Genomic DNA, 21,905 nt, shown 5'->3' with positions numbered 1-21,905 from the left:
CGCCGGGCGGGGCCTTCCCCGTTGGGTGACGTCCGTCGTCAGAGCAGCTTCCGCGCGGCTCGCCTCAGGTCGTACTCATGGATGATCGCTTTGGCGTGCCCGTACGCGAGGTCGTGTTCGCCCCGGAGCCAGCTCACCTTCTCCTCGAAGCGGAGGAGGGAGGGGCCTTCCTCGACGGTGCGAAGCCAGTCGGCCACTTCACGACCGGTGCAATGGGGGATACGGGAGAGCAGATTTCGATGGGTCTCTTCGGAGAAGACTTGGGACATCGGCGCCTCCGGACGCTTTGCGCGTGTGCTCCTTCACGTCACCGTGCCTGAGTGTTCGCGTATTGGCAACAGTGCCGTCGCGCCACATAAGGTCGCCGGGTGCTCGATACGACTGAACTGACCACCGCGGTGGAGCGCTTCGCCGACCGGCTCAGGGCCGCCCCGCAGAGCCGGCTGCAGCGCGGTGCCGCGGCCGAAGGCCTGGCGCTGGCCAGGGAGTTGGCGCTGCGCGCCCAGCGGCTGGAAACCCCCGGGGAGCCGCCGCGGACGATGCCCGACGCGGGGGTCTTCACGGTCGCCGACCAACTGGTGGTCGCCGGGAACGATCTGGCCGAAGTTCTGCGAACGGCCCCGGCCGGCTCCGCCGGTCACCGGCGGGAGCTGGACGAGGCCGTGGAGGCGGTACGGCGGGCGGAGGCCAGGGCGCGAGCGTGAAGGGGCGTCGTCCGCCCCCGGGGCGTCGACGGGCGGACCGGCCCGGGCGGACGGGACTTTCGAAACTCGCCCTACAGCGAAGCAATGACCCGGTCGGCGAGGATGTAGACGTTCTCGCCGTCGGCGCCGCCGCAGGAGAACGTCAGGGCGTACGCGCCGGAGACACCGGAGCCGCCCAGCAGGACCGGCGTGTCACCGTTCCGCAGCGCCGCCGCGAGGCGCTCCGCGGTCTCGCGGTGCCCGGGCGTCATACAGAGCGTGGTGCCGTCGGCGAAGACGTACACGTCGAGCGTGCCGAGCGGACCGGGGCGCACGTCGGTGAGGGCCGTGCGGGTCGCCGCGAGCTCCTCCAGGCGGGCCACCGTGCGCTCGTGGTCGGTGACGACCGGCGTCTGCACCGGCACGAAGTCCGGGTGGGAGGGGTGGCGGCGGCGGGCCGCGGCCAGCTCGGGGGAGTCCTCGGCGAACTCGCCGGATCCGGGCAGGTCGGGCAGCTCGGCGAGGGCGTCGAGATCGTCGGCGTAGTCACCGAGTTCGGCGTCCGGGTCCATCGACTCCAGACCCACCAGGTCCGCCTGGCGCGGGACGAAGAAGGGGCCGTCCTCACCGGGGCCGGCCAGCCCGGGCAGCCCGCCCAGCAGCGAGCTGGGCGCGTCGGCCGCGTCACGAGCCTCCTGGGCCGCCCAGAACGCGCGCGCCTCGGCCAGCTCGCGCTCCCGCTCCTCGGCCAGGGCCTCGGCGACCGCGGCGCGTATGTCCTCGGTCGAGGAGACCCCGCGGGCGTGCGGCACGGTGGCGCCGGACGCGGCGACGGCGGCCGCGCGGTCGGCGGCGAGCTCGTTGCGCAGGGCGACGATCTGCTTGCGGAGCCCATGGGCGGCGTGCAGGGCAGCGGCGCCCACGGCCGTGGCGGCGGCCGTGGTCAGCAGCAGGGCGACAGACATTGCGCTCACTGACTTACTCCCGGATTCAATCGGTCCCCCGACTTCCTACATCAGCTTGCGGGGCGGTCGTGCCCGGTGTCAGTGCATTACGTCACGAATTGGACAGCTCTTTCAACCCTGGGTTTACCCCCATTGTGGGCCTGACCTGCGAAAACGAATCTCCCCCGGGAGATAGGTCACATCCTGGGGGAGATTCGGTCACGGCTGGGATGCGGCGGGGTTGAAGACCGCACCTCCGCTGCGGCTCAGCTCAGCCGCTCGCCTCTTCTGGTCGCGTTTGGCCTCGCTACCGCTGCGGGCAGGTGCCGCCCTCGTGCCTCGGGCGGCCCCTACCCTCCGCTACAGCTCAGCTCAGCCGCTCGATGACCATGGCCATGCCCTGGCCGCCGCCGACGCACATGGTCTCCAGGCCGAACTGCTTGTCGTGGAACTGGAGGCTGTTGATCAGGGTGCCGGTGATGCGGGCGCCGGTCATGCCGAAGGGGTGGCCGACGGCGATGGCGCCGCCGTTGACGTTCAGCTTCTCCAGCGGGATGTTCAGGTCCCGGTAGGACGGGATGACCTGCGCGGCGAACGCCTCGTTGATCTCCACGAGGTCGATGTCGTCGATGGTCAGCCCGGCGCGGCGCAGCGCCTGCTTGGAGGCCTCGACCGGGCCGAGGCCCATGATCTCGGGGGACAGGCCGGAGACCCCGGTCGAGACGATCCGCGCCAGCGGGGTCAGGCCGAGCTCACGCGCCTTGGTGTCGGACATGATCACGAGCGCGGCGGCACCGTCGTTGAGCGGGCAGCAGTTGCCCGCGGTGACCAGGCCGTCGGGGCGGAAGACCGGCTTGAGGCCCTGCACGCCCTCCAGCGAGACGCCCGCGCGGGGGCCGTCGTCCTTGCTGACGACCGTGCCGTCGGGCAGCGTCACCGGGGTGATCTCGCGCTCCCAGAAGCCGTTCTTGATGGCCTCCTCGGCGAGGTTCTGGGACCGCACGCCGAACTCGTCCATGTCCTGGCGGGTGACGCCCTTGAGGCGGGCCAGGTTCTCGGCGGTCTGGCCCATCGCGATGTACGCGTCCGGGACCAGGCCGTCCTCGCGCGGGTCGTGCCAGTCCGTGCCGGTCTGCTCCGCGCGGGCCGCGGTACGGGCCTCGGCCTCGGCGAACAGCGGGTTGTGCGTGTCCGGCAGCCCGTCGCTCGTCCCCTTGACGCTGCGGGAGACCATCTCGACGCCCGCGGAGACGAAGACGTCGCCCTCGCCGGCCTTGATCGCGTGCAGGGCCATGCGGGAGGTCTGCAGCGAGGAGGAGCAGTACCGGGTGACGGTGCAGCCGGGCAGGTGGTCCATGCCCATCTGCACGGCGACGATCCGGCCGAGGTTGTGCCCCTGCTCGCCGCCGGGCAGACCACAGCCCAGCATGAGGTCGTCGATGTCGCGCGGGTCGAGCTCGGGGACCTTGGCGAGCGCGGCCTGGACGATCGTCGCGGTCAGGTCGTCCGGGCGCAGGTCCTTCAGCGAGCCCTTGAAGGCCCGGCCGATGGGGGATCGGGCGGCAGAGACGATCACGGCTTCGGGCATCACGGCTCCAGGGGAAGGCGGGTGAAAGGCAGAACTGAGAGGGAAGTTACCCGTACGTATCGCCGAGGTCACCGGCCGGGGCATGTGATGCGGACCGCATTTCTAAGCGCTCGCTCAGCCCTGACGGTGCCCTCTCCCACCGGCCCCCTTCCCGGAATCGGGCCCGCTACCCCCCGGCCAGGCCGTGCACAGACCCGCCAGGGCGGCGCGGAACCGCACAGGGCGGCCTAGGAGTGGGCGTCCGGCAGCGGGGCCGGGCTGGGGGCGGGGGACGGCAGACGGCGGCGCCTGCGGTGCTTCAGCAGCGCCCACGGGGCACGGGCGCCCGTGACCTCCGTGCCCGCCTCGTTCGCCGCCTCCGCGGCCGCCTTCGCCACCGGCAGCATGCCCTCCCTGCGGTCCGCCTCCAGGCGCTCCTCCTCCGGCCACACGCCCAGCACCGCGCACACCGTCGGCAGCACCGCCATCGCCGCCGTCGCGTACCCCTCGGCCGACGGGTGGTAATTGTCCGCGCCGAACATCTCGCGCGGATTCGCCTCGAACTCGGGGCCCAGCAGATCACCCAGCGACACCGTCCGGCCGCCCTGCTCCACCACCACGATCGTCTGCGCCGCCGCCAGCTGCCGCGACGCCCGCCGCGCCAGCCACCGCAACGGCTGGTAGACCGGCTCGATCGTGCCCAGGTCCGGACACGTGCCCACCACGATCTCTGAACCTGCCGTACGGAGCCGGCGCACCGCCGTCGCCAGATACCGCACCGACTGCGTCGCCGACATCCGGTGCGTCACGTCGTTGGCCCCGATCATGATCACGCAGACGTCCGGGACCGGCCCCGGATGCGCCAGGAGCAGCGAGACCTGCCGCTCCAGATCGTCCGAGCGGGCCCCCGGAAGGGCCACGTTCCGCAGTTCCACGGGGCGCTCCGCGACCGCCGCCAGGCCGGACGCGAGGAGCGCCCCCGGTGTCTGGCCCGCGCGCCGCACCCCCTGTCCGGCCGCCGTAGAATCACCCAGCAGGACGAGTCGCAACGGCTCCGCCCCCTCGAAGGCCCGGCCGTACAGTCCGTCCGCGGCCGGTGGCAGGGGCGCGACACCGCCGCCCACCGACCGCTTCGCCAACTGCACCTCCGCGAGCAGCACCCCGGCCGCCGCCGCTCCCAGCAGGCCGATGCTCCCGCCCCCGTACGCCGCACCCGCGGCGATCCGCCGTGCCACCCTCGCCCTCGACATGGGGGCAGTCACCTCCTCGTAGCCGTCCCGAAGCCGTACTAAGAGCTAACTGCCCCATAACCGCCTCCGACTACGCATACGCTGGCGGCACCATTACGGAGACCCCGGAGAATACGGTGCAATACCACGACTCGATGATCAGCCTCGTCGGCAACACCCCGCTGGTGAAGCTCAACAGTGTGACCGCGGGCATTCAGGCCACCGTCCTGGCCAAGGTCGAGTACTTCAACCCCGGCGGTTCGGTCAAGGACCGCATCGCCCTGCGCATGATCGAGGCGGCCGAGCAGAGCGGTGCGCTCAAGCCCGGCGGCACGATCGTCGAGCCCACTTCCGGCAACACCGGAGTCGGCCTCGCGATCGTCGCCCAGCAGAAGGGCTACAAGTGCATCTTCGTCTGCCCCGACAAGGTGTCGACCGACAAGATCAACGTCCTGCGGGCGTACGGGGCCGAGGTCGTCGTCTGCCCCACCGCGGTGGACCCCGAGCACCCGGACTCGTACTACAACGTCTCCGACCGGCTGGTCCGTGAGACCCCGGGTGCCTGGAAGCCCGACCAGTACTCCAACCCGAACAACCCGCGCTCGCACTACGAGACGACCGGTCCCGAGCTGTGGGAACAGACGGAGGGGAAGATCACCCACTTCGTCGCCGGCGTCGGCACCGGTGGCACCATCTCCGGCACCGGCCGGTACCTGAAGGAGATCAGCGACGGGAAGGTCCGCATCGTCGGCGCCGACCCCGAGGGCTCGGTCTACTCCGGCGGCTCCGGGCGGCCCTACCTCGTCGAGGGCGTCGGCGAGGACTTCTGGCCCACCGCCTACGACCAGAATGTCACCGACGAGATCGTCGCGGTGTCCGACAAGGACTCCTTCCAGATGACCCGGCGCCTCGCCAAGGAGGAAGGCCTCCTCGTCGGCGGCTCCTGCGGCATGGCGGTCGTCGCCGCCCTGAAGGTCGCCGAGGGCCTCGGCCCCGACGACGTGGTCGTCGTCCTGCTGCCCGACAGCGGCCGCGGCTACCTCTCCAAGATCTTCAACGACGAGTGGATGGCCGACTACGGCTTCCTGGAGGACGCGGGCCCCTCCGCCAGCGTCGGAGACGTCCTCAACCGCAAGGAGGGCGGCATCCCGAACCTGGTGCACATGCACCCCGAGGAGACCGTCGGCCAGGCCATCGAGGTCCTGCGCGAGTACGGCGTCTCGCAGATGCCCATCGTCAAGCCCGGCGCCGGCCACCCCGACGTCATGGCCGCGGAGGTCGTCGGCTCCGTCGTCGAACGCGAGCTCCTCGACGCGCTGTTCACCCAGCGCGCCTCGCTCGGCGACCCGCTCGAGAAGCACATGTCCCCGCCGCTGCCGCAGGTCGGCTCCGGCGAGCCCGTCGCCGACCTGATGTCCGTACTCGGCTCCGCCGACGCGGCCATCGTCCTCGTCGAAGGCAAGCCGACCGGCGTCGTCAGCCGCCAGGACCTGCTCGCCTTCCTCGCGGCGGAGGGCAAGTAGCCGTCGCGAAACGGGGCTTCGCCCAATCGGTACGAGCACGTCATGTACCGGCAGCACCCGCTTAACACGCATCAGGCACCGTATGAGGTGTCGGCGCCAAGGAATCCGGAGCGGCTCCCGGACCTCCACCGACACCACGGACGCGGAGACCGGCCCTGACCCGGGCCCGTGTCCCCCGCGGGGACCGCCGTCGTCCCGCCCCCCGGCAACGGGGGTGCGGCGGTCCCCGCCTCTTCTTTTTGCGTTCGTTCTCCCCCTGGCTCCGCCGGGGGACCCCCACCGGGGCGCCTGTTGGCCGTGTCGACGGTCGACCTCCCCCTACGCCCTGCGGGCGTGGGAGGTGCCCCCGCTCGGTTCCTCGTTCCTCGGAACCTGTGCGCGTTCTCCCTTTCGACACGCCCGCGCCCCTTCGGCTCTCTCACGGACCGCCCCTGGGGGAACCCCAGCGCACCGACCTGGGCCGGGAACCCCAGCGCATCGCCCTGGGCCGGGAGGCCGAGCGCACCCCTCGGCGCGGTCAGGAATCCCAGCCGGAGGGCTTCGTCCGCCGGGCGCGGCGGGTCGCGTGCAGGGCGTGGACCGCGTTCACGCCGACAATGCCGAGCCATGTCACGATCAGGCCCTCCAGGCCCGCGTTGGCCACGCCGATCGCGGAGAGGGGGATCGCGAGGAGCAGGGTGAGCAGGGCGAAACCGAAGCGCTCGAAGAAGTGCTCCTCGCCCGGACGGGCCGGCGGGCGGCCGCCCCGGGCGACGACCAGTTGGTGCTCGGCCACCTGGCGGCGGACGCGGCGGTCGACCGCGCCGTCCAGACGCTGGTCGAGCTTCTCCAGGAACGACTCGATGAGGGCCGACTCGTACTCCGTGCCCAGCTCCTGCCGCGCCCGGAGGGTGGCATCGAGGTCCTTCTTCAGCTCCGTGTCTTCCATGACCGTCACGGTACGAAGGGCGCGGGCGCGTGTCAGTGGGGCTAACCCCCCATCCCCGTGGGGCGCCGGTAGCGCAGCTCGGGGACGGCCGTCCCGTCGTACAGCTCGCTCTCCACCGCGCCGTCCGCCGTGTAGCCGGCCGCCGCGTAGAACCGCCGGGCGCGGGCGTTGTCGCGCAGGACCCACAGGTAGAGGGTGGCGAACCGTCTCGCCGCGGGGTGGCCGTGGACCGCGTCGAGCAGAGCCCGGCCGACTCCTCCGCCCCTCAGGGCGGGCTCGACGTAGAGGGCGTAGAGCTCGCCCGGCGCGGGGGCGTTGATCACGCCGCGGTAGGGGCCGAAGCAGCCCCAGCCGACCGGGACGTCGTCCTCGCCGACGGCCACCAGGTCCGTGACCTCCCCGCGGGACGCGGTGAAGCCCTCCCTGCGTCGCTCGGCGTCCCGCTCGGGGGACATCCCGTCCAGGTACGCCTGCGGAACGACGCCGGCGTACGCCGCGCGCCAGCCCCTCACCCGCAGGGCGGCCACGGCGTCGATGTCGGACTCGCGCATCTCACGAAGTCTGGTCATCACCGCACCCTAGTCGCCCGTTCCGCTTGCCCGGCCTGCATATCGTCATGCAGAGTTCTGGATGACTGAATAGGAGGAGGGGGACGGTATGAGCGACAGCCCCGCCGCACGCCTGCAGGCGCTCTTCGAGGGGCACCGGCTGACACCGACCCAGCGCCGTATCGCCCATTCGATGGTGCGCCGCGCCGCCGACGTGCCGTTCCTGTCCAGTGTGGAGCTCGCCGAGCTGGCCGGGGTCAGCCAGCCGTCCGTGACGCGGTTCGCCGTGGCGCTCGGCTTCGACGGCTATCCGGCGCTGCGCCGGCATCTGCGCGAGGTGGCACCGGCCGAACCGGCCGAGGGTGCCTCGGAGTTCAACGAGTACCAGCAGGCCGTCCACGCCGAGATCGAGAACCTGCGCCATCTCGCCGAACTGCTCGCCGACCCGGCGCCCGTGGAACAGGCGGGGCGACTGCTCGCCTCGTCCCGGCCGCTGCCCGTCCTCGGACTGCGGGCCGCCTCGTCGCAGGCGCGCGGCTTCGCGTACTTCGCCGCCAAGGTGCACCCGGACGTGCGGCTGCTCGACGAGGGCGGCACCATGCTCACCGACCGGATCGACGCCGCCGTTCGGGCCGGTGCCACCGTGCTGCTGTGCTTCGCGCTGCCCCGGCACCCCAGGGAGGTCGTCGAGGCGCTCGCGTACGCCGGGGACGCGGGGCTGACCGTGGTGACGGTCGCCGACTCGGCGTTCGCGCCCGTCGCCAAACACAGCGACCTGCTCATCCCGGCCGCCGTGGGGACGGGGCTCGCCTTCGACACGGCCTGCGCCCCGATGCTGCTGGGCCGGGTGCTGCTGGAGGCCATGTGCGACGACCTTCCCGACGCCCAGGCCCGCCTGGAGGAGTTCGACGCGGCCGCGGCGGCGCGCGGGCTGTTCGTGGAGTGACGCCCGGCGGGCGGCGCCCGCCGCCCGCCGGGCGTCTGTCAGACTTCCAGCTCGGCCTCGATCTTCCGCAGCTGGTGACGGGCCATCGCCAGGTTCGCCCGCTCCTTGTCGAGCGCCAGGTACAGGAACAGGCCGTTCGTGCCCCGGCCTTTGAGCAGGCGGATCAGGTGGTACTGCGTGCCCAGGGTGATCAGGATGTCCTCGATCTCCTCCTTGATGCCGAGCATTTCCATCGTGCGCACCTTGGCGCGGACGACGTCGGTGTTGCCCGCGGCGGCGACCGTCAGGTCGAGGTCCTTGCCGCCGCCGATGGTGCCGAGGGCCATACCGCTGGTGTAGTCGACCAGCGCGGCGCCGATGGCGCCGTCGACCACGGTCGTCGCTTCCTTGAGGGCCATCTCGGTGTTCGCCATGAGAGTCACGCTTCCTTCTGGTGGATGGGCTGTCTCTGTTGCAGTGGGGGGTGGGACGGAAGAGGGGGCGCGGACGAGGGCGCCGGGTCGGCCCGCCGGGCCCGTTCGAGGGCGCCGTCGACCAGCTCGCCGATCCGCGCGCTGGACCGCCGGGCCTCCAGATGGAGCCGGCCGACGTTGATCCGGGACTCCGCGAGCAGGGTGAGGACGGCCGAGCCGCCTGCCGCGTAGGTCGCGACATAGCCCTGCTCGCCCCGGACCAGCAGCTCGCGGAAGCCGCCCTGGCCGGTGGCGTCGGTGAGCCGGACAGCGACTCCGAGGGCGGCCGCCGTGAGCGCGGCGATGCCCTCCGCGCCGTCGTCGACCGTGTCCCTGGCGAGGACGAGGCCGTCGGAACTGGCCGCGAGTGCCCCGGTGAGCTGCGGGACGCGGGCCCGTAGCCGCCTCAGCTCGCCGAGCACCTCGGCTTCGGCCGTCATCAGCTGTCTCCTTTCGGCGCGCTGTCGCAGGGCGCGCCTCATGACGGCGTCGTATGGAACGACGGCGTACGGCGGGTGGTCACAGGTGGGCCTCCAGAGCGTCACGGAGCCGGCGGAGAAGGGCGATGTCGGGGTCGGCGATGTCGGCGACCCAGGACGGGACCGGTGGCGGCGCGACCGGGACCGGCTCGTACGGCGTCTCGACGAGCCCGGCCGCGGCCAGCCGCCGGATGTCCAGGAGCGTGTGGAAGGCCGGGCGGCCCAGCGACCAGGCCAGTTCGGCCGGGGTGCGCAGGCCGTCGGCGTGGGCGAGCAGCCCGCGCTGGCGGACCGTGACGGTCTGGCCGGGGGCGGCGGAGCGGGGGACCACGGGCGCGGTGTCGACGGCCGGGTAGGGCCACACGCTGTCGAGCAGCTCGCGCCGGCGCAGGGTCTCCCGTTCGACGTCCACCGCGGTCACCGGGCGGACCGGGCCGTTCCACGGCATCACGCCGTACCGGAAGCGGGCCGGGCGGCTGCCCGGGGTGAGGGCGAAGAACGCGGCGTCGAACAGCGCGCCCAGGTGGCAGATCTCCAGCTCGCCGTCGCCGACCTGGCGGCGGGGCCGGCGGCCGCCGCCGGTCAGCAGTACGTCGAGGCCGGGGGCGACGGGGCTCTCGGCGTGCACGATCCGGCCGTCGACCAGGTACAGCGTGCCGTGGTCGCGCAGCAGGGCGCCGGTGGCGCGTTCCTCGGCGAGCCGCAGCAGCATGGGGGAGACGACGGACCCGGTCGCCCGGATTGCGGTCGGTGCGCTCATGTCAGGACCAGCCGTTCGGCGAGCTCCCGCAGCCGGAGCCGGGCGAGGGCGAGATTGCCGGTGGAGCGGTCGAGCCAGAGGTGGAGGAAGACGCTGCTGTCAAACGTGGTCTCCACGAACCGCAGGACGTGATATCCCGTACGCGTGGTGACGATGACGTCCTCGACGGGAGGGCCCTTGGGTAAGTCGCCCGGCTCCTCGTCATGGGCGAACGACTCGTACTCGGCGGCGGCGCGGGCCAGTTCGGACGTCTCCGCGGCGGTCGTCTCATGATCGCCCACCGGGGACTGGCCGGCGGTGCCGAGTGCGAGTCCGCTCGTCCAGTCGACCAGGGCCGCCCCTCGCGCGCCCGGCAGGGCCATGACTTCGAGCAGGCACTCGTCGATTCCGGGCACGCGGGCTCCCCTCCCCAAAATTCCCCGTTCCCCGTTACGCAAGTCGCGTCAGTGACGAGGAGGTTACTCAACGTTCCTTCCGCTGATGGGAGTTCTGGCATTTTCCGGTGGAACATGCCTCCGCACGGATAAGGTCCCCACGCACAAGCCCGGCCGCGCAGAGGCACGACCGGGCTCGTGGGCTGCCCGCGAGCGGCTGTTCGCCGCGGTGGTCATTGCTCGTGACGGGCCCGCAGGACGAGTTTGTTCACCACCCACAGTCCGATGCCGATGGCCAGCAGGACCCCGGCGCGGATGTAGACGTCCGCCGCACGGTCGGCGAGCGGGCTCGCCAGGATGATCGCCGTGATGGCGCCGAGGACCGGCAGTACCGTCGGCGTACGGAAGTGCTCGTGTGCGACACGGTCGCGGCGCAGGACCAGAACGGCGATGTTGACCACGGCGAAGACGCACAGCAGCAGGAACGCGGTGGTGTCGCCGAGCCCCTCGATCTCGCCGGTGGACACCAGCCCGATGGTGATCAGCGTGGCGAAGACGATCCCGTTGACGGGGGTGCGGCGGCGGCGCAGGACCCGGCCCATGGCGCGCGGCAGGACCTTCTCGTTGGCGAGGCCGTAGCAGAGCCGGGACGCCATCATGATGTTGATCAGCGCCGAATTGGTGACCGCGAAGAGCGCGATCGCGGCGAACAGTTTCGGCGGGAAGTCGACCCCGCCGGCCTTGACGACCTCCAGCAGCGGACCGCTGGACTTCTCCAGCACGGTGTACTCGACGAGCAGCGAGGAGACGAGCGCGACCAGGACGTAGACCGTGCCGGTGACGGCGACACCGGTGAAGATCGCCTTCGGGAAGGTGCGGACCGGGTCCTTGGTCTCCTCGGCCATGTTGACCGAGTCCTCGAAGCCGACGAACGCGAAGAAACCGAGGGCCGTGGCCCCCAGCACGCTGGTGATCAGGGCGTAGCCGGCGCCGGTCGCCTCGAACTCGCCCAGCCGGCTCGGCTCCCCCTCGCCGGTGATCACCGCCCAGGCGCCGATCGAGAGGATGACCAGCAGACCGGTGAGCTCCACGAGGGTGAGGACGACATTGGTCTTCACGGACTCGGACACGCCGCGCAGCGCCAGTGCGGCGAGGGCGAGGACGAAGAGGATGGCGATGAGGGTCGCCGGGACGGCGTCGGTGAACTCCTGGAAGTAGTCGCCGCTGAAGGCGCGCGCGGCGGCGCTGGCGGACGACAGGCCCGAGCAGATCACCATGAACGCGATGATGAAGGTCAGGAACGGGACCTTGAACGCCTTCTGTGTGTAGAGGGCGGCGCCGGCCGCCTTGGGGTACTTACCGACGAGCTCGACGTACGACGCCGCCGTCAGGATCGCGACGACGAACCCGATCACGAACGGCAGCCACAGGGCACCGCCGACCTTCCCGGCCACCTTGCCGGTGGTGGCGTAGATGCCGGTGCCGAGGATGTCGCCGATCACGAAGAGGATCAGCAGTTTCGGCCCGATGGCCCGTTTGAGGGCGGGCTCCCCGGCCGGTTCGTGGGCGGGTTCTTCGGTGGTGGTGGTCATGCGGAACCTCCCCCGTCCGTGGACGTAACGGGGAGGTTCTGCCCGGTGCGGCAGGTGTGATGCGTCGTCAGCCGTCCAGTAGCGCGTCCGGGTGTCCGCCACCTGCCTCGCTGACGATCTCGGCGACGGTCTGCGGCGGCCGGACGGTGGCGAACCGGACCGTGCCGTCGGGCCGCCCGGTGAAGCCGTACACACCCGGCCTGACCAGAGAGTTGTACGCGTAGTGGTGGGCGAAGTAGTAGGCGCCGGTGTCGAGGGCGGCGACGATGTCGCCGGGTTCGAGCAGTGGCAGGGGGCGTTTGACGGCCAGCAGGTCACCGGCGAAGCAGGCCGGTCCCGCCACGTCCTGGTCGACGGCCGGCCCTCGTTTGGGCAGGCCCTTCGCGTCGTACGCGGCGATCCGCAGCGGCCAGGAGGCGGGGTCGTAGACGGTGCGGGTGGCGACCTGGACGCCCGCGTGGGTGACCGCGATGGGCCGGGAGCCGGAGGTCTTGGTGTACTCCACCCGGGCCAGGACGGTGCCGTGCCGGGCCAGCAGCGAGCGGCCGAACTCGGTGACCAGGCCGTACCGCCCGTCGAAGAGTCCGGGCACCTCCGCGGCGAGCGCCTCGGCGTAGGCGGCGTAGGACGGGGTGTCCTCGTCGGAGGCGAAGTTCACCGCCAGGCCGCCGCCGATGTCGATGGTGTCGATCTGCCGTCGGCCGACCGCGGCGTTGATCTCCTCGGCGAGCTCGTACACCGCCCGGACCCCGGCGGTCATCAGCGCGAGCGGGACGCCCTGTGATCCGGAGTGGGTGTGCAGCCGGGTCAGCCAGGGCCGGTCGAGGAAGGTGCGGATCACCCGGGCGCGGGCGCCCTCGTCGCGCAGGGCGACGCCGAACTTGGACGTGGGCGTGGCGGTGGACAGGGCGTCGATGGTGCCGCCGCCGATCTGCGGGTTCACCCGCAGGCCGAGGGGCGAGGAGGGGGGCCCGGACCGGACGAGTGCGTCGATCCGGTCGAGCTCCTGCGGGTTGTCGGCGTTGACGGCGATCCCGAGGGCGAGGGCCTCGCGCAGCTCGGCGGGGGTCTTGGCGGGGGAGTCGAGGACGATGCCGCCGGGGTCGACGCCGGCGGCGCGGGCCAGGGCCAGCTCGCCGGGGCTCGCGACCTCGGCGCCCAGCCCCTCCGCGTGCAGCAGCCGCAGCACGGGGACCAGGGGGGAGGCCTTGACGGCGAAGGCGTGCAGGACGGGGGCGTCGGTGACGGCCGCGAAGGCGGCGCGCAGGGCGGCGGCCGAGGCGCGGATGCCCGCGACGTCCAGGAGGGCGGCCACGGGCCGGGCCTCGGTGAGGAGGGCTTGGTCGACTGCTGCTCGTACGGCGTGATCGCGACGGTCCGAAGTCATGACGGAAGCCATGTGTGTCAGCCAATCATCAGGTGTCCGGCGACGCAGCCGTTGACTACATCTATTCATCCCGCCAAGATGTGAATAACTGAATCTGCAATCGCATCCGAGGAGGCATCCCCCATGTCAGGACCCCGCCCCGTACGGGCCCCGCGCGGCAGCGAGCTGAGCGCCCTGGGATGGCAGCAGGAGGCCGCCCTGCGGATGCTGCAGAACAACCTCGACCCCGAGGTCGCCGAGCACCCCGACAAGCTCGTCGTCTACGGCGGCACCGGCAAGGCGGCCCGCGACTGGCGCTCCTTCGACGCGATGGTCCGTACCCTGCGGACCCTGAAGCAGGACGAGACCATGCTGGTCCAGTCCGGCCGCCCGGTCGGCGTCATGCAGACCCACGAGTGGGCGCCGCGCGTCCTGATCGCCAACTCCAACCTGGTCGGCGACTGGGCCAACTGGGAGGAGTTCCGGCGCCTGGAGCAGCTCGGCCTGACCATGTACGGCCAAATGACCGCCGGCTCCTGGATCTACATCGGCACCCAGGGCATCCTCCAGGGCACCTACGAGACCTTCGCCGCCGTCGCCGCCAAGAAGTTCAACGGCACGCTCGCCGGGACGATCACCCTGACCGCCGGACTCGGCGGCATGGGCGGCGCCCAGCCGCTCGCCGTGACCATGAACGACGGCGTCGCGATCTGCATCGACTGCGACCCGCGCGCCATCGAGCGCCGCATCGAGCACCGGTACCTGGACGTGAAGGCCGACTCCCTCGCCCACGCCCTCCAGCTCGCCACCGAGGCCCGCGACGCCCGCAAGCCGCTGTCCATCGGCCTCCTCGGCAACGCCGCCGAGCTGCTCCCGCGGATGCTCGCCGAGGGCGCCCCGATCGACATCGTCACCGACCAGACCTCCGCCCACGACCCGCTGTCGTACCTGCCGGTCGGCGTCGACTTCGACGACATGGCGTCCTACGCCGCCAAGGACCCGGCCGGTTTCACCACCCGCGCCCGCGAGTCGATGGCCCGTCACGTCGAGGCCATGGTCGGCTTCATGGACGCCGGCGCCGAGGTCTTCGACTACGGCAACTCCATCCGCGGCGAGGCGCAGCTGGCCGGGTACGACCGGGCCTTCGCCTTCCCCGGCTTCGTGCCCGCCTACATCCGCCCGCTGTTCTGCGAGGGCAAGGGCCCCTTCCGCTGGGCCGCCCTGTCCGGCGACCCGCAGGACATCGCCAAGACCGACAGGGCGATCCTCGACCTCTTCCCGGAGAACGAGTCCCTGGCCCGCTGGATCAAGCTGGCCGGCGAGCGCGTCCACTTCCAGGGCCTGCCCGCCCGCATCTGCTGGCTCGGCTACGGCGAGCGCGACCGCGCCGGTGAGCGCTTCAACGACATGGTCGCCTCCGGCGAGCTCGCCGCCCCGCTCGCCATCGGCCGCGACCACCTCGACTGCGGCTCCGTCGCCTCGCCGTACCGCGAGACCGAGGCCATGCTCGACGGCTCCGACGCCATCGCCGACTGGCCGCTCCTCAACGCCATGGTCAACGTCGCCTCCGGTGCCTCCTGGGTCTCCCTCCACCACGGCGGCGGCGTCGGCATGGGCCGCTCCCTCCACGCCGGACAGGTGACGGTCGCCGACGGCACCCCGCTGGCGGGCGAGAAGATCCGCCGCGTGCTCACCAACGACCCGGGCATGGGCGTCATCCGCCACGTCGACGCCGGCTACGACATCGCCGAGAACGTCGCCGACGACAAGGGCGTCCGCGTGCCGATGCGCGAGGGTGACGACGCGTGAGCGAGACGTTCCACGCCATGTGGCGGTCGCTGCGGCCGATCGGCCACAGCGACGCCTCGGGCGGCTACCGCCGCTACGCCTGGACCGGCGCGGACGCCGACTGCCGGCTCTGGTTCCGGATGCAGGCCGAGGCCCGCCGGCTGAACCACGAGGTCGACCGGAACGGCAACCAGTGGGCCTGGCTCGGCGACCCCACCGCCGGCGACGCGGTCGTCACCGGCTCGCACCTGGACTCCGTCCCGGACGGCGGGGCCTTCGACGGTCCCCTCGGCGTCGTCTCCGCGTTCGCCGCCCTCGACGAACTCCGTTCCCGCGGCGTCCGGTTCCGGCGGCCCCTCGCCATCGTCAACTTCGGCGACGAGGAAGGAGCCCGCTTCGGTCTCGCCTGCGTCGGCTCCCGCCTCACCGCCGGGCAGCTGACGAAGGAGAAGGCCTTCGAGCTGCGCGACGCCGACGGCGTCAGCCTGCCGCAGGCGATGGAGGCCGCCGGGTACGACCCCGACGCCATCGGCCCCGACCCCGAGCGGCTCGCCCGCATCGGCGCGTTCGTCGAACTCCACGTCGAGCAGGGCCGCGCCCTCGACCTGTCCGGCGACGCGGTCGGCATCGCCTCCGCCATCTGGCCGCACGGCCGCTGGCGGTACGACTTCCACGGCGAGGCCAACCACGCCGGCACCACCCGGCTCGCCGACCGGCGCGACCCGATGCTCAGCTACGCCGAGACGGTCCTGGCCGCCCGCCGCGAGGCCGAACTGGCCGGCGCCGTGGCCACCTTCGGCAAGATCTCCGTCGAGCCCAACGGCGTCAACGCCATCCCGTCGCTGGTGCGCGGCTGGCTGGACTCCCGCGCCGCCGACCAGAGCACCCTGGACACCGTGATCGCCGCCGTCGAGGCCGCCGCACGTGAGGCCGCCGCCCGGCACGGCGTCGACCTCGCCGTCGTACGCGAGTCCTTCACGCCGGTCGTGGAGTTCGAGCACGCCCTGCGCGACGAGCTCGGCAAGATCCTCGGCGGCCAGGTACCGGTCCTCGGCACGGGCGCGGGACACGACGCCGGCATCCTGTCCGGCTCCGTCCCGACCGCCATGCTGTTCGTACGCAACCCCACGGGCGTCTCGCACTCCCCGGCCGAGTCCGCGGCCGAGGACGACTGCGTGGCCGGGGTCCGCGCACTCGCCGACGTACTGGAGGGCCTCGCGTGCAGGTGACGACGTACTGGCTGGAGCACGCCTGGCTCGACCCGGTCGTCGAACCGGGCGTCGCCCTCGACGTGACCGACGGCCGCATCACCGCCGTGCGCAAGGGGGCCGACGCCCCTCCGCCGGGCGCCGTCGTCCTGCGCGGACTGACGGTCCCCGGCCTCGCCAACGCCCACAGCCACGCCTTCCACCGGGCCCTGCGGGGCACCGTCCAGGTCGGCTCCGGCACCTTCTGGACCTGGCGCGAGGTGATGTACCAGGTCGCCTCCCGGCTCACCCCCGACAGCTACTTCGCGCTGGCCCGCGCCGTGTACGCGGAGATGGCCCTGGCCGGCATCACGGCGGTCGGCGAGTTCCACTACCTCCACCACGCGCCCGGCGGCGCCCCCTACGCCGACCCCAACGCCATGGGCGAAGCGCTGATCGCCGCGGCCGGCGAGGCGGGCATCCGGATCACCCTGCTCGACACGGCGTACCTCTCCTCCGGGTTCGGCGCCGCGCCCGACCGGCACCAGCTGCGCTTCTCCGACGGCACGGCCGAAGCCTGGGCGGAGCGCGCCTCCCTGCTCAAGGAGAGCGACGGCGTCCGCATCGGCGCCGCCATCCACTCCGTCCGGGCCGTCCCCGCCGACCAGCTCGCCACGGTCGCCCAGTGGGCCGCCGACCGCGAGGCGCCCCTGCACGTCCACCTCTCCGAGCAGACCGCGGAGAACGACGCCTGCCTGGCCGCCCACGGCCGCACCCCGACCCGGCTGCTCGCCGACCACGGCGTCCTCGGCCCGCGCACCACGGGCGTCCACAACACCCACCTCACCGACGACGACATCGCGCTCCTCGGCACCTCGGCCACCGGCACCTGCATGTGCCCCACCACCGAGCGCGACCTCGCGGACGGCATCGGCCCGGCCGTCGCCCTCCAGCGCGCCGGCTCCCCGCTGTCCCTCGGCAGCGACAGCCACGCCGTCATCGACCTGCTCGAAGAGGCCCGGGCCATGGAGCTCGACGAGCGGCTCCGCTCCCGCACCCGCGGCCACTGGACGGCTGCCGCGCTGCTGCGCGCCGCCACCGCCGACGGCCACGCCGCCCTCGGCCGGCCCGACGCGGGACGCCTGGAGGAGGGGGCGCTCGCCGACTTCGCGACGATCGCCCTGGACACCGTCCGCACCGCGGGGCCGCTGCCGCGGCTCGCCGCCGAGACGGCCGTCTTCGCGGCCACCGCGGCCGATGTGCGCCACACCGTGGTCGGGGGACGCGAGGTGGTCCGGGACGGCGCCCACGTGTCGATACCGGACGTGCCGGCCGCCCTGTCCGCCTCCATCGCCGCCCTCCGGAGCTGACCCATGACCACCACCGTCCTCACCAACATCGCGAACCTGGTCACCAACGACCCGGCGCTCGGTGACGGCCCCCTCGGCCTGATCCGCGACGCCGCCCTCGTCATCGACGGCGAGCACGTGGCGTGGGCCGGTCCGGCGACCGACGCGCCCGCCGCCGACGAGGTGTACGACGCCGGCGGCCGGGCCGTGATCCCCGGGTTCGTGGACTCGCACTCCCATCTGGTCTTCGCGGGCGACCGCACCGCCGAGTTCAACGCCCGCATGTCCGGCCTCGCCTACTCCGCCGGTGGGATCCGCACCACCGTCTCGGCGACCCGCGCCGCCGACGACGCCACGCTGGAGACCAACCTCACGCACTACCTGCGCGAGGCCCTGGGCCAGGGCACCACCACCTTCGAGACCAAATCCGGCTACGGCCTCACCGTCGAGGACGAGGCCCGCGCCCTGCGCATCGCGGCCCGTCACACCGACGAGGTGACCTACCTCGGCGCCCACGTCGTCTCGCCGGACTACGCCGACGACCCCGCCGGATACGTCGACCTCGTCACCGGCCCCATGCTGGAGGCCTGCGCCCCGCACGCCCGCTGGATCGACGTCTTCTGCGAGAAGGGCGCCTTCGACGGCGACCAGGCCCGCGCGATCCTCACCGCAGGCAAAGCGCGGGGCCTGCACCCCCGCATCCACGCCAATCAGCTGTCCTACGGGCCCGGTGTCCAGCTCGCCGTCGAGCTCGACGCCGCGTCGGCCGACCACTGCACCCACCTCACCCAGGCCGACGTCGACGCGCTCGCCGGCGGCAACACGGTCGCCACCCTGCTCCCCGGCGCCGAGTTCTCCACCCGCGCCGAGTGGCCCGACGCCCGCCGCCTGCTCGACGCGGGCGTCACGGTCGCGCTGTCCACCGACTGCAACCCCGGCTCGTCCTTCACCTCGTCCATGCCCTTCTGCATCGCCCTCGCGGTCCGGGACATGGGTATGACCCCGGACGAGGCGCTCTGGTCCGCCACCGCAGGCGGCGCGCGGGCTCTGCGCCGCACGGACGTCGGCCGGCTCTCCCCGGGCGCCCGCGCCGACATCGCCCTCCTGAACGCGCCCTCGCACGTCCACCTGGCCTACCGACCGGGCGTCCCGCTCGTCGCGGCGGTCTGGCGCGGGGGAGCGCGCGCGCTGTAGAACCCGGTCGTCGGGGGGCGTGTCGTCGGGCGCCGGGCGTCGTTGCACAGGGCACATCCCCCCACACCAGGAGCGACACATGGGCATGCGACCCACCACCCGCACCACCCGACTGATCACGGTCTGCGCCGGCATCGCGGGCGCGAGCATGGCGGCGGCCGTCCCGGCCGCCGCCATCGACACGCCCCTCGGGCCCGTCGGGGGCGGCGCCGACGGGCCCGCGTCGGTCGGCGCGCCCGTGGTGACCGACCTCAACACCCAGGGCAGCCCGCTCGGCGGCAGCAAGGCCCCCCAGCGCGTCGGCCAGGCGTCCCCGCTGCCGGTCGGCGGTGGCCCCGTCGCCGGCGTGTTCGGCGCCGGCGGCCCGCTCGGCGGCCTGCTCGGTGGCGTGCCGGCGGGCGTTCCGCTCGGCCACTGAGCCCCCAAGACCCACCGACTCCCCCCACAGCGCCGCCCCGGCCCCCTCAGCGGAGGGCCGGGGCGGTTCCGCGTTCTCACGCGTCGGGCCCAGGGCGTGTTTCGAAGGTCCCGTCCGGCCGGGGGTGCCCGTACGCACGCTCGCGGCGCTCCGTTCGAAACACGCCCTAGGGTGGAGACATGCCACGGGACGCGGTGACGCTGGCCCTCTGCGGCGATGTGATGCTCGGCCGCGGGGTGGACCAGATCCTGCCCCACCCCGGTGATTCCGCCCTGTGGGAGCAGTACCTCGGGGACGCCCACGCGTATGTGGAGCTGGCCGAGGCGGTGAACGGCCCCGTCCCCCGCCCGGTGCCCTTCACCTGGCCCTGGGGCGACGCACTCCGGCTGCTCGACGAGGCCGCCCCCGACGCCCGGGTGGTCAACCTGGAGACCAGCGTCACCCGCTGCGACTCCTTCGCGGCCGGCAAGGAGGTGCACTACCGGATGCACCCCGCCAACCTGCCCTGTCTGGCCGCCGCCCGCCCCGACGTCTGTGTCCTGGCCAACAACCACGTCCTGGACTTCGGCCGCCGCGGCCTCACCGAGACCCTCGACTCGCTGGCGGCCGCCGGGCTGCGGACGGCGGGCGCCGGCCGCGACGCCGAGGAGGCATGGCGGCCCGCCGCCGTCCCCGTGTCCGGGGGTGGACGCGTCCTCGTCTTCGCCCTCGGCATGGAGTCCAGCGGCATCCCGCCGGACTGGGCCGCGCGCGAGGCCCTGTCCGGCGTCGCCTTCGTCCCCGAGCCGACGTACGAGGCGGCAAGGGCCCTCGCCGACCGCGTGCGCGAGGCGAAACGGCCGGGCGACGTGGCGGTCGTGTCCGTCCACTGGGGCTCCAACTGGGGCTACCGCGTTCCCCGGGGCCAGATCCGCTTCGCGCACGCGCTGGTCGACGCCGGCGTCGACCTGGTCCACGGGCACTCCTCGCACCACCCCCGCCCCCTGGAGAGGTATCGCGGCCGGCTGATCCTCTACGGCTGCGGCGACTTCATCGACGACTACGAGGGCATCACCGGCTACGAGCACTTCCGCGACGACCTGCGCCTGCTGTTCCTCGTCTCCGTCGACCCCGAGGCCCGCAGGCCCGCCGCGGTGCGCATGGCGCCCCTGCGGTCCCGGCGCCTGCGGCTCGGGCCCGCCCCGAGCGAGGACCGGGAATGGCTGAGGTCGACGCTCGACCGGGTCAGCCGGGGCTTCGGCGTACGGATCGTACCGGCACCCGACGGCATGCTCGTGGCGTCGGACGAGGGCGCCGGGGACCGTGACAGTCCGGGCCGATGAAGCGGCTGCACGCCGAGGCCGCCATCACGGCCGCCTTGTCCCATTGATCACATGATCATCACCATTCACACTCCTTCACGGATCGGTCACAAGATGGGTGAGTATCCCTGTCCCGGCGGGATTTGGGCCGGTACCGTCCTGTAGCGGCAAGACTCAGGGGGAGACCGGGGGGTCGGAGTTGAGCGCTGTACGCATGCATGTCGTCAGGCCGGACGAGCTCAACCAGCGGGAGATCGAGGCCTGGCGGGAGTGGCGCGCCAAGTCCGGCGCCCCGGCCAACCCGTTCATGGAACCGGAGTTCACCGTCGCCGTCGGCCGTGTACGGCCCCGGGCGCGGGTCGCCGTGCTGCGGGAGGACGGCGACCCGGTCGGCTTCTTCCCCTACGAGAGGGGCCTGTTGGGGCACGGCCGGGCCATCGGGCTCGGCGTCTCCGACTGCCAGGGGATCGTGCTCCGGCCCGGGCTGACCACCCGTGCCGGAGAGCTGCTGCGGGCCTGCCGCCTCACCGCCTGGGAGTTCGACAACCTCGAAGCGGGACAAGCCGTATTCGTCCCCGGCGCTGCGGAGGAGTTCGCCGTGCCCGTCATCGACGTCGGCGAGGGATACGCCGCGTACGAAGCGGTGCTGCGCGCGCAGTCGCCCAAGTTCCTGCGGACCACCCTCGCCAAGGAACGCCGTCTCGACCGCGCTTGCGGCGGCGCCCTGCGGTTCGTCTTCGACGAGCGCGACCCGGCCGCGCTGCGCACGCTCATGGCCTGGAAGTCCGCCCAGTACCGCAGGACGGGCCGCCGGGACCGGTTCGCCCAGGACTGGATCAGCGGCCTGGTGCGCGGGCTGCACGAACTGCGCGAACCGGGCTGCTCCGGCCTCCTGTCCGTGCTGTACACCGGCGGGCAACCGGTGGCCGCCCACTTCGGGCTGCGCTCCCGCACCGTCCTGTCCTGCTGGTTCCCGGCCTACGACCCCGGGTACGCCAAGTACTCGCCCGGTCTGATCCTCCATCTGCGCATGGCCGAGGCGGCCGCGGGGGCGGGGATCGGCATGCTCGACCTGGGGCGTGGAGCGGCGGAGTACAAGGACTCCCTCAAGACCGGCGAACTGCGCGTGCACGAAGGCTCCTCGGTCCGGCCCGGTGTGCGCGCCGGTCTGTACTGGCTCGGTCGCGAGCCGGCCCGCCGCGCCCACTCGTACGTCCGCAACCGCCCCCGCCTGGCGGGGTACGCCCAGCGCACGCTGGGCGGGATCGGCCGCCTGC

Annotated in this window: 22 protein-coding genes; 10 read left to right on the top strand and 12 right to left on the bottom strand. The window is 72.7% G+C overall.

The annotated features are described in order from the left end of the window. Positions 1-38: 38 nt before the first annotated feature. Complete coding sequence (locus ACY34K_RS19245) at positions 39-269, bottom strand: DUF4287 domain-containing protein (protein WP_462748631.1); 231 nt, start codon at positions 267-269, stop codon at positions 39-41. Between the two features lie 99 nt (positions 270-368). Here ACY34K_RS19245 and ACY34K_RS19240 point away from each other — a divergent pair, with 99 nt between their 5' ends. Continuing rightward, the gene (locus ACY34K_RS19240; protein WP_462748629.1) at positions 369-704 is read left to right on the top strand and encodes a hypothetical protein; all 336 of its coding nucleotides are present in this window, start codon (positions 369-371) and stop codon (positions 702-704) included. A gap of 71 nt (positions 705-775) precedes the next feature. On the opposite strand, the gene ACY34K_RS19235 is transcribed toward ACY34K_RS19240, so the two are convergent. The 3 genes from ACY34K_RS19235 to ACY34K_RS19225 all read right to left on the bottom strand — a co-directional run bounded on the left by ACY34K_RS19235 (position 776) and on the right by ACY34K_RS19225 (position 4,444). Continuing rightward, positions 776-1,648: a hypothetical protein gene (locus tag ACY34K_RS19235; protein WP_462748810.1), complete on the bottom strand. Its 873-nt coding sequence runs from the start codon at positions 1,646-1,648 to the stop codon at positions 776-778. A 346-nt stretch (positions 1,649-1,994) separates the two neighbouring features. Beyond that, positions 1,995-3,215, bottom strand: coding sequence for an acetyl-CoA C-acetyltransferase (locus ACY34K_RS19230; protein ID WP_462748627.1), 1,221 nt, complete (start codon positions 3,213-3,215; stop codon positions 1,995-1,997). A 227-nt stretch (positions 3,216-3,442) separates the two neighbouring features. Continuing rightward, the gene (locus ACY34K_RS19225) at positions 3,443-4,444 is read right to left on the bottom strand and encodes an SGNH/GDSL hydrolase family protein (RefSeq protein ID WP_462748626.1); all 1,002 of its coding nucleotides are present in this window, start codon (positions 4,442-4,444) and stop codon (positions 3,443-3,445) included. Positions 4,445-4,560: 116 nt separating this feature from the next. Between ACY34K_RS19225 and ACY34K_RS19220 the strand changes: the two genes are divergently transcribed. Continuing rightward, positions 4,561-5,946: a cystathionine beta-synthase gene (locus ACY34K_RS19220; protein WP_462748624.1), complete on the top strand. Its 1,386-nt coding sequence runs from the start codon at positions 4,561-4,563 to the stop codon at positions 5,944-5,946. 517 nt (positions 5,947-6,463) lie between these two features. Here the strand turns inward: ACY34K_RS19220 and ACY34K_RS19215 are convergent. Further along, on the bottom strand, positions 6,464-6,874 hold the full coding sequence (locus tag ACY34K_RS19215) for a hypothetical protein (protein ID WP_462748622.1): 411 nt from the start codon (positions 6,872-6,874) through the stop codon (positions 6,464-6,466). A gap of 41 nt (positions 6,875-6,915) precedes the next feature. Then, positions 6,916-7,443 (bottom strand): N-acetyltransferase family protein, encoded by a 528-nt coding sequence (locus tag ACY34K_RS19210; RefSeq protein WP_462748620.1) that lies wholly within the window; start codon positions 7,441-7,443, stop codon positions 6,916-6,918. 88 nt (positions 7,444-7,531) lie between these two features. Here ACY34K_RS19210 and ACY34K_RS19205 point away from each other — a divergent pair, with 88 nt between their 5' ends. Further along, entirely contained in the window at positions 7,532-8,368 is an 837-nt protein-coding gene (locus tag ACY34K_RS19205; protein WP_462748619.1) for a MurR/RpiR family transcriptional regulator, read from the top strand. 38 nt (positions 8,369-8,406) lie between these two features. Here ACY34K_RS19205 and ACY34K_RS19200 read toward each other — a convergent pair whose 3' ends face one another. The 6 genes from ACY34K_RS19200 to ACY34K_RS19175 form a co-directional block, all read right to left on the bottom strand. After that, complete coding sequence (locus tag ACY34K_RS19200) at positions 8,407-8,781, bottom strand: hypothetical protein (protein WP_462748616.1); 375 nt, start codon at positions 8,779-8,781, stop codon at positions 8,407-8,409. 5 nt (positions 8,782-8,786) lie between these two features. Then, positions 8,787-9,260: a roadblock/LC7 domain-containing protein gene (locus ACY34K_RS19195; protein ID WP_462748614.1), complete on the bottom strand. Its 474-nt coding sequence runs from the start codon at positions 9,258-9,260 to the stop codon at positions 8,787-8,789. Between the two features lie 79 nt (positions 9,261-9,339). Continuing rightward, positions 9,340-10,059: a transcriptional regulator gene (locus tag ACY34K_RS19190; RefSeq protein ID WP_462748612.1), complete on the bottom strand. Its 720-nt coding sequence runs from the start codon at positions 10,057-10,059 to the stop codon at positions 9,340-9,342. Beyond that, positions 10,056-10,454 carry a roadblock/LC7 domain-containing protein gene (locus ACY34K_RS19185; RefSeq protein ID WP_462748611.1) on the bottom strand — a complete coding sequence of 133 codons (399 nt, stop codon included), beginning with the start codon at positions 10,452-10,454 and terminating at the stop codon, positions 10,056-10,058. Before ACY34K_RS19185 ends, ACY34K_RS19190 begins: the two co-directional genes overlap by 4 nt. Positions 10,455-10,666: 212 nt before the next feature. Next, entirely contained in the window at positions 10,667-12,025 is a 1,359-nt protein-coding gene (locus ACY34K_RS19180) for an APC family permease (RefSeq protein ID WP_462748610.1), read from the bottom strand. A 67-nt stretch (positions 12,026-12,092) separates the two neighbouring features. Continuing rightward, positions 12,093-13,412, bottom strand: a complete 1,320-nt coding sequence (locus tag ACY34K_RS19175) for a type III PLP-dependent enzyme domain-containing protein (protein ID WP_462748608.1) — start codon at positions 13,410-13,412, stop codon at positions 12,093-12,095. Between the two features lie 123 nt (positions 13,413-13,535). Between ACY34K_RS19175 and hutU the strand changes: the two genes are divergently transcribed. The 7 genes from hutU to ACY34K_RS19140 form a co-directional block, all read left to right on the top strand. After that, positions 13,536-15,200, top strand: a complete 1,665-nt coding sequence (gene hutU, locus ACY34K_RS19170; RefSeq protein ID WP_462748606.1) for a urocanate hydratase — start codon at positions 13,536-13,538, stop codon at positions 15,198-15,200. Then, positions 15,197-16,408 (top strand): allantoate amidohydrolase, encoded by a 1,212-nt coding sequence (locus ACY34K_RS19165; RefSeq protein WP_462748604.1) that lies wholly within the window; start codon positions 15,197-15,199, stop codon positions 16,406-16,408. Before hutU ends, ACY34K_RS19165 begins: the two co-directional genes overlap by 4 nt. After that, positions 16,399-17,736 carry a formimidoylglutamate deiminase gene (locus ACY34K_RS19160; protein WP_462748602.1) on the top strand — a complete coding sequence of 446 codons (1,338 nt, stop codon included), beginning with the start codon at positions 16,399-16,401 and terminating at the stop codon, positions 17,734-17,736. The genes ACY34K_RS19165 and ACY34K_RS19160 overlap by 10 nt, the downstream gene beginning before the upstream one ends. A gap of 3 nt (positions 17,737-17,739) precedes the next feature. Continuing rightward, positions 17,740-18,909: an imidazolonepropionase gene (gene hutI / locus ACY34K_RS19155; protein WP_462748600.1), complete on the top strand. Its 1,170-nt coding sequence runs from the start codon at positions 17,740-17,742 to the stop codon at positions 18,907-18,909. Between the two features lie 79 nt (positions 18,910-18,988). Further along, on the top strand, positions 18,989-19,327 hold the full coding sequence (locus tag ACY34K_RS19150) for a hypothetical protein (protein WP_462748597.1): 339 nt from the start codon (positions 18,989-18,991) through the stop codon (positions 19,325-19,327). 179 nt (positions 19,328-19,506) lie between these two features. Next, positions 19,507-20,649: a CapA family protein gene (locus ACY34K_RS19145; protein WP_462748595.1), complete on the top strand. Its 1,143-nt coding sequence runs from the start codon at positions 19,507-19,509 to the stop codon at positions 20,647-20,649. 193 nt (positions 20,650-20,842) lie between these two features. Then, positions 20,843-21,905, top strand: a 1,063-nt coding sequence (locus ACY34K_RS19140) for a GNAT family N-acetyltransferase (protein ID WP_462748593.1), incomplete at its 3' end; no start/stop codon positions are given.

This window comes from Streptomyces sp. STAM6 (assembly GCF_054963715.1).
Note: the sequence above shows the minus strand (reverse complement) of the source record. Positions and strands in the feature narration are given on the sequence as shown.

Bases quoted from the DNA above. Each gene is read 5' to 3' on its own strand.
- ACY34K_RS19245 (WP_462748631.1), bottom strand. From the start codon at position 269: ATGTCCCAAGTCTTCTCCGAAGAGACCCATCGAAATCTGCTCTCCCGT.
- ACY34K_RS19235 (WP_462748810.1), bottom strand. From the start codon at position 1,648: ATGTCTGTCGCCCTGCTGCTGACCACGGCCGCCGCCACGGCCGTGGGC.
- ACY34K_RS19230 (WP_462748627.1), bottom strand. From the start codon at position 3,215: ATGCCCGAAGCCGTGATCGTCTCTGCCGCCCGATCCCCCATCGGCCGG.
- ACY34K_RS19225 (WP_462748626.1), bottom strand. From the start codon at position 4,444: ATGTCGAGGGCGAGGGTGGCACGGCGGATCGCCGCGGGTGCGGCGTAC.
- ACY34K_RS19215 (WP_462748622.1), bottom strand. From the start codon at position 6,874: ATGGAAGACACGGAGCTGAAGAAGGACCTCGATGCCACCCTCCGGGCG.
- ACY34K_RS19210 (WP_462748620.1), bottom strand. From the start codon at position 7,443: ATGACCAGACTTCGTGAGATGCGCGAGTCCGACATCGACGCCGTGGCC.
- ACY34K_RS19205 (WP_462748619.1), top strand. From the start codon at position 7,532: ATGAGCGACAGCCCCGCCGCACGCCTGCAGGCGCTCTTCGAGGGGCAC.
- ACY34K_RS19200 (WP_462748616.1), bottom strand. From the start codon at position 8,781: ATGGCGAACACCGAGATGGCCCTCAAGGAAGCGACGACCGTGGTCGAC.
- ACY34K_RS19195 (WP_462748614.1), bottom strand. From the start codon at position 9,260: ATGACGGCCGAAGCCGAGGTGCTCGGCGAGCTGAGGCGGCTACGGGCC.
- ACY34K_RS19190 (WP_462748612.1), bottom strand. From the start codon at position 10,059: ATGAGCGCACCGACCGCAATCCGGGCGACCGGGTCCGTCGTCTCCCCC.
- ACY34K_RS19180 (WP_462748610.1), bottom strand. From the start codon at position 12,025: ATGACCACCACCACCGAAGAACCCGCCCACGAACCGGCCGGGGAGCCC.
- ACY34K_RS19175 (WP_462748608.1), bottom strand. From the start codon at position 13,412: ATGACTTCGGACCGTCGCGATCACGCCGTACGAGCAGCAGTCGACCAA.
- hutU (WP_462748606.1), top strand. From the start codon at position 13,536: ATGTCAGGACCCCGCCCCGTACGGGCCCCGCGCGGCAGCGAGCTGAGC.
- hutI (WP_462748600.1), top strand. From the start codon at position 17,740: ATGACCACCACCGTCCTCACCAACATCGCGAACCTGGTCACCAACGAC.
- ACY34K_RS19150 (WP_462748597.1), top strand. From the start codon at position 18,989: ATGGGCATGCGACCCACCACCCGCACCACCCGACTGATCACGGTCTGC.
- ACY34K_RS19145 (WP_462748595.1), top strand. From the start codon at position 19,507: ATGCCACGGGACGCGGTGACGCTGGCCCTCTGCGGCGATGTGATGCTC.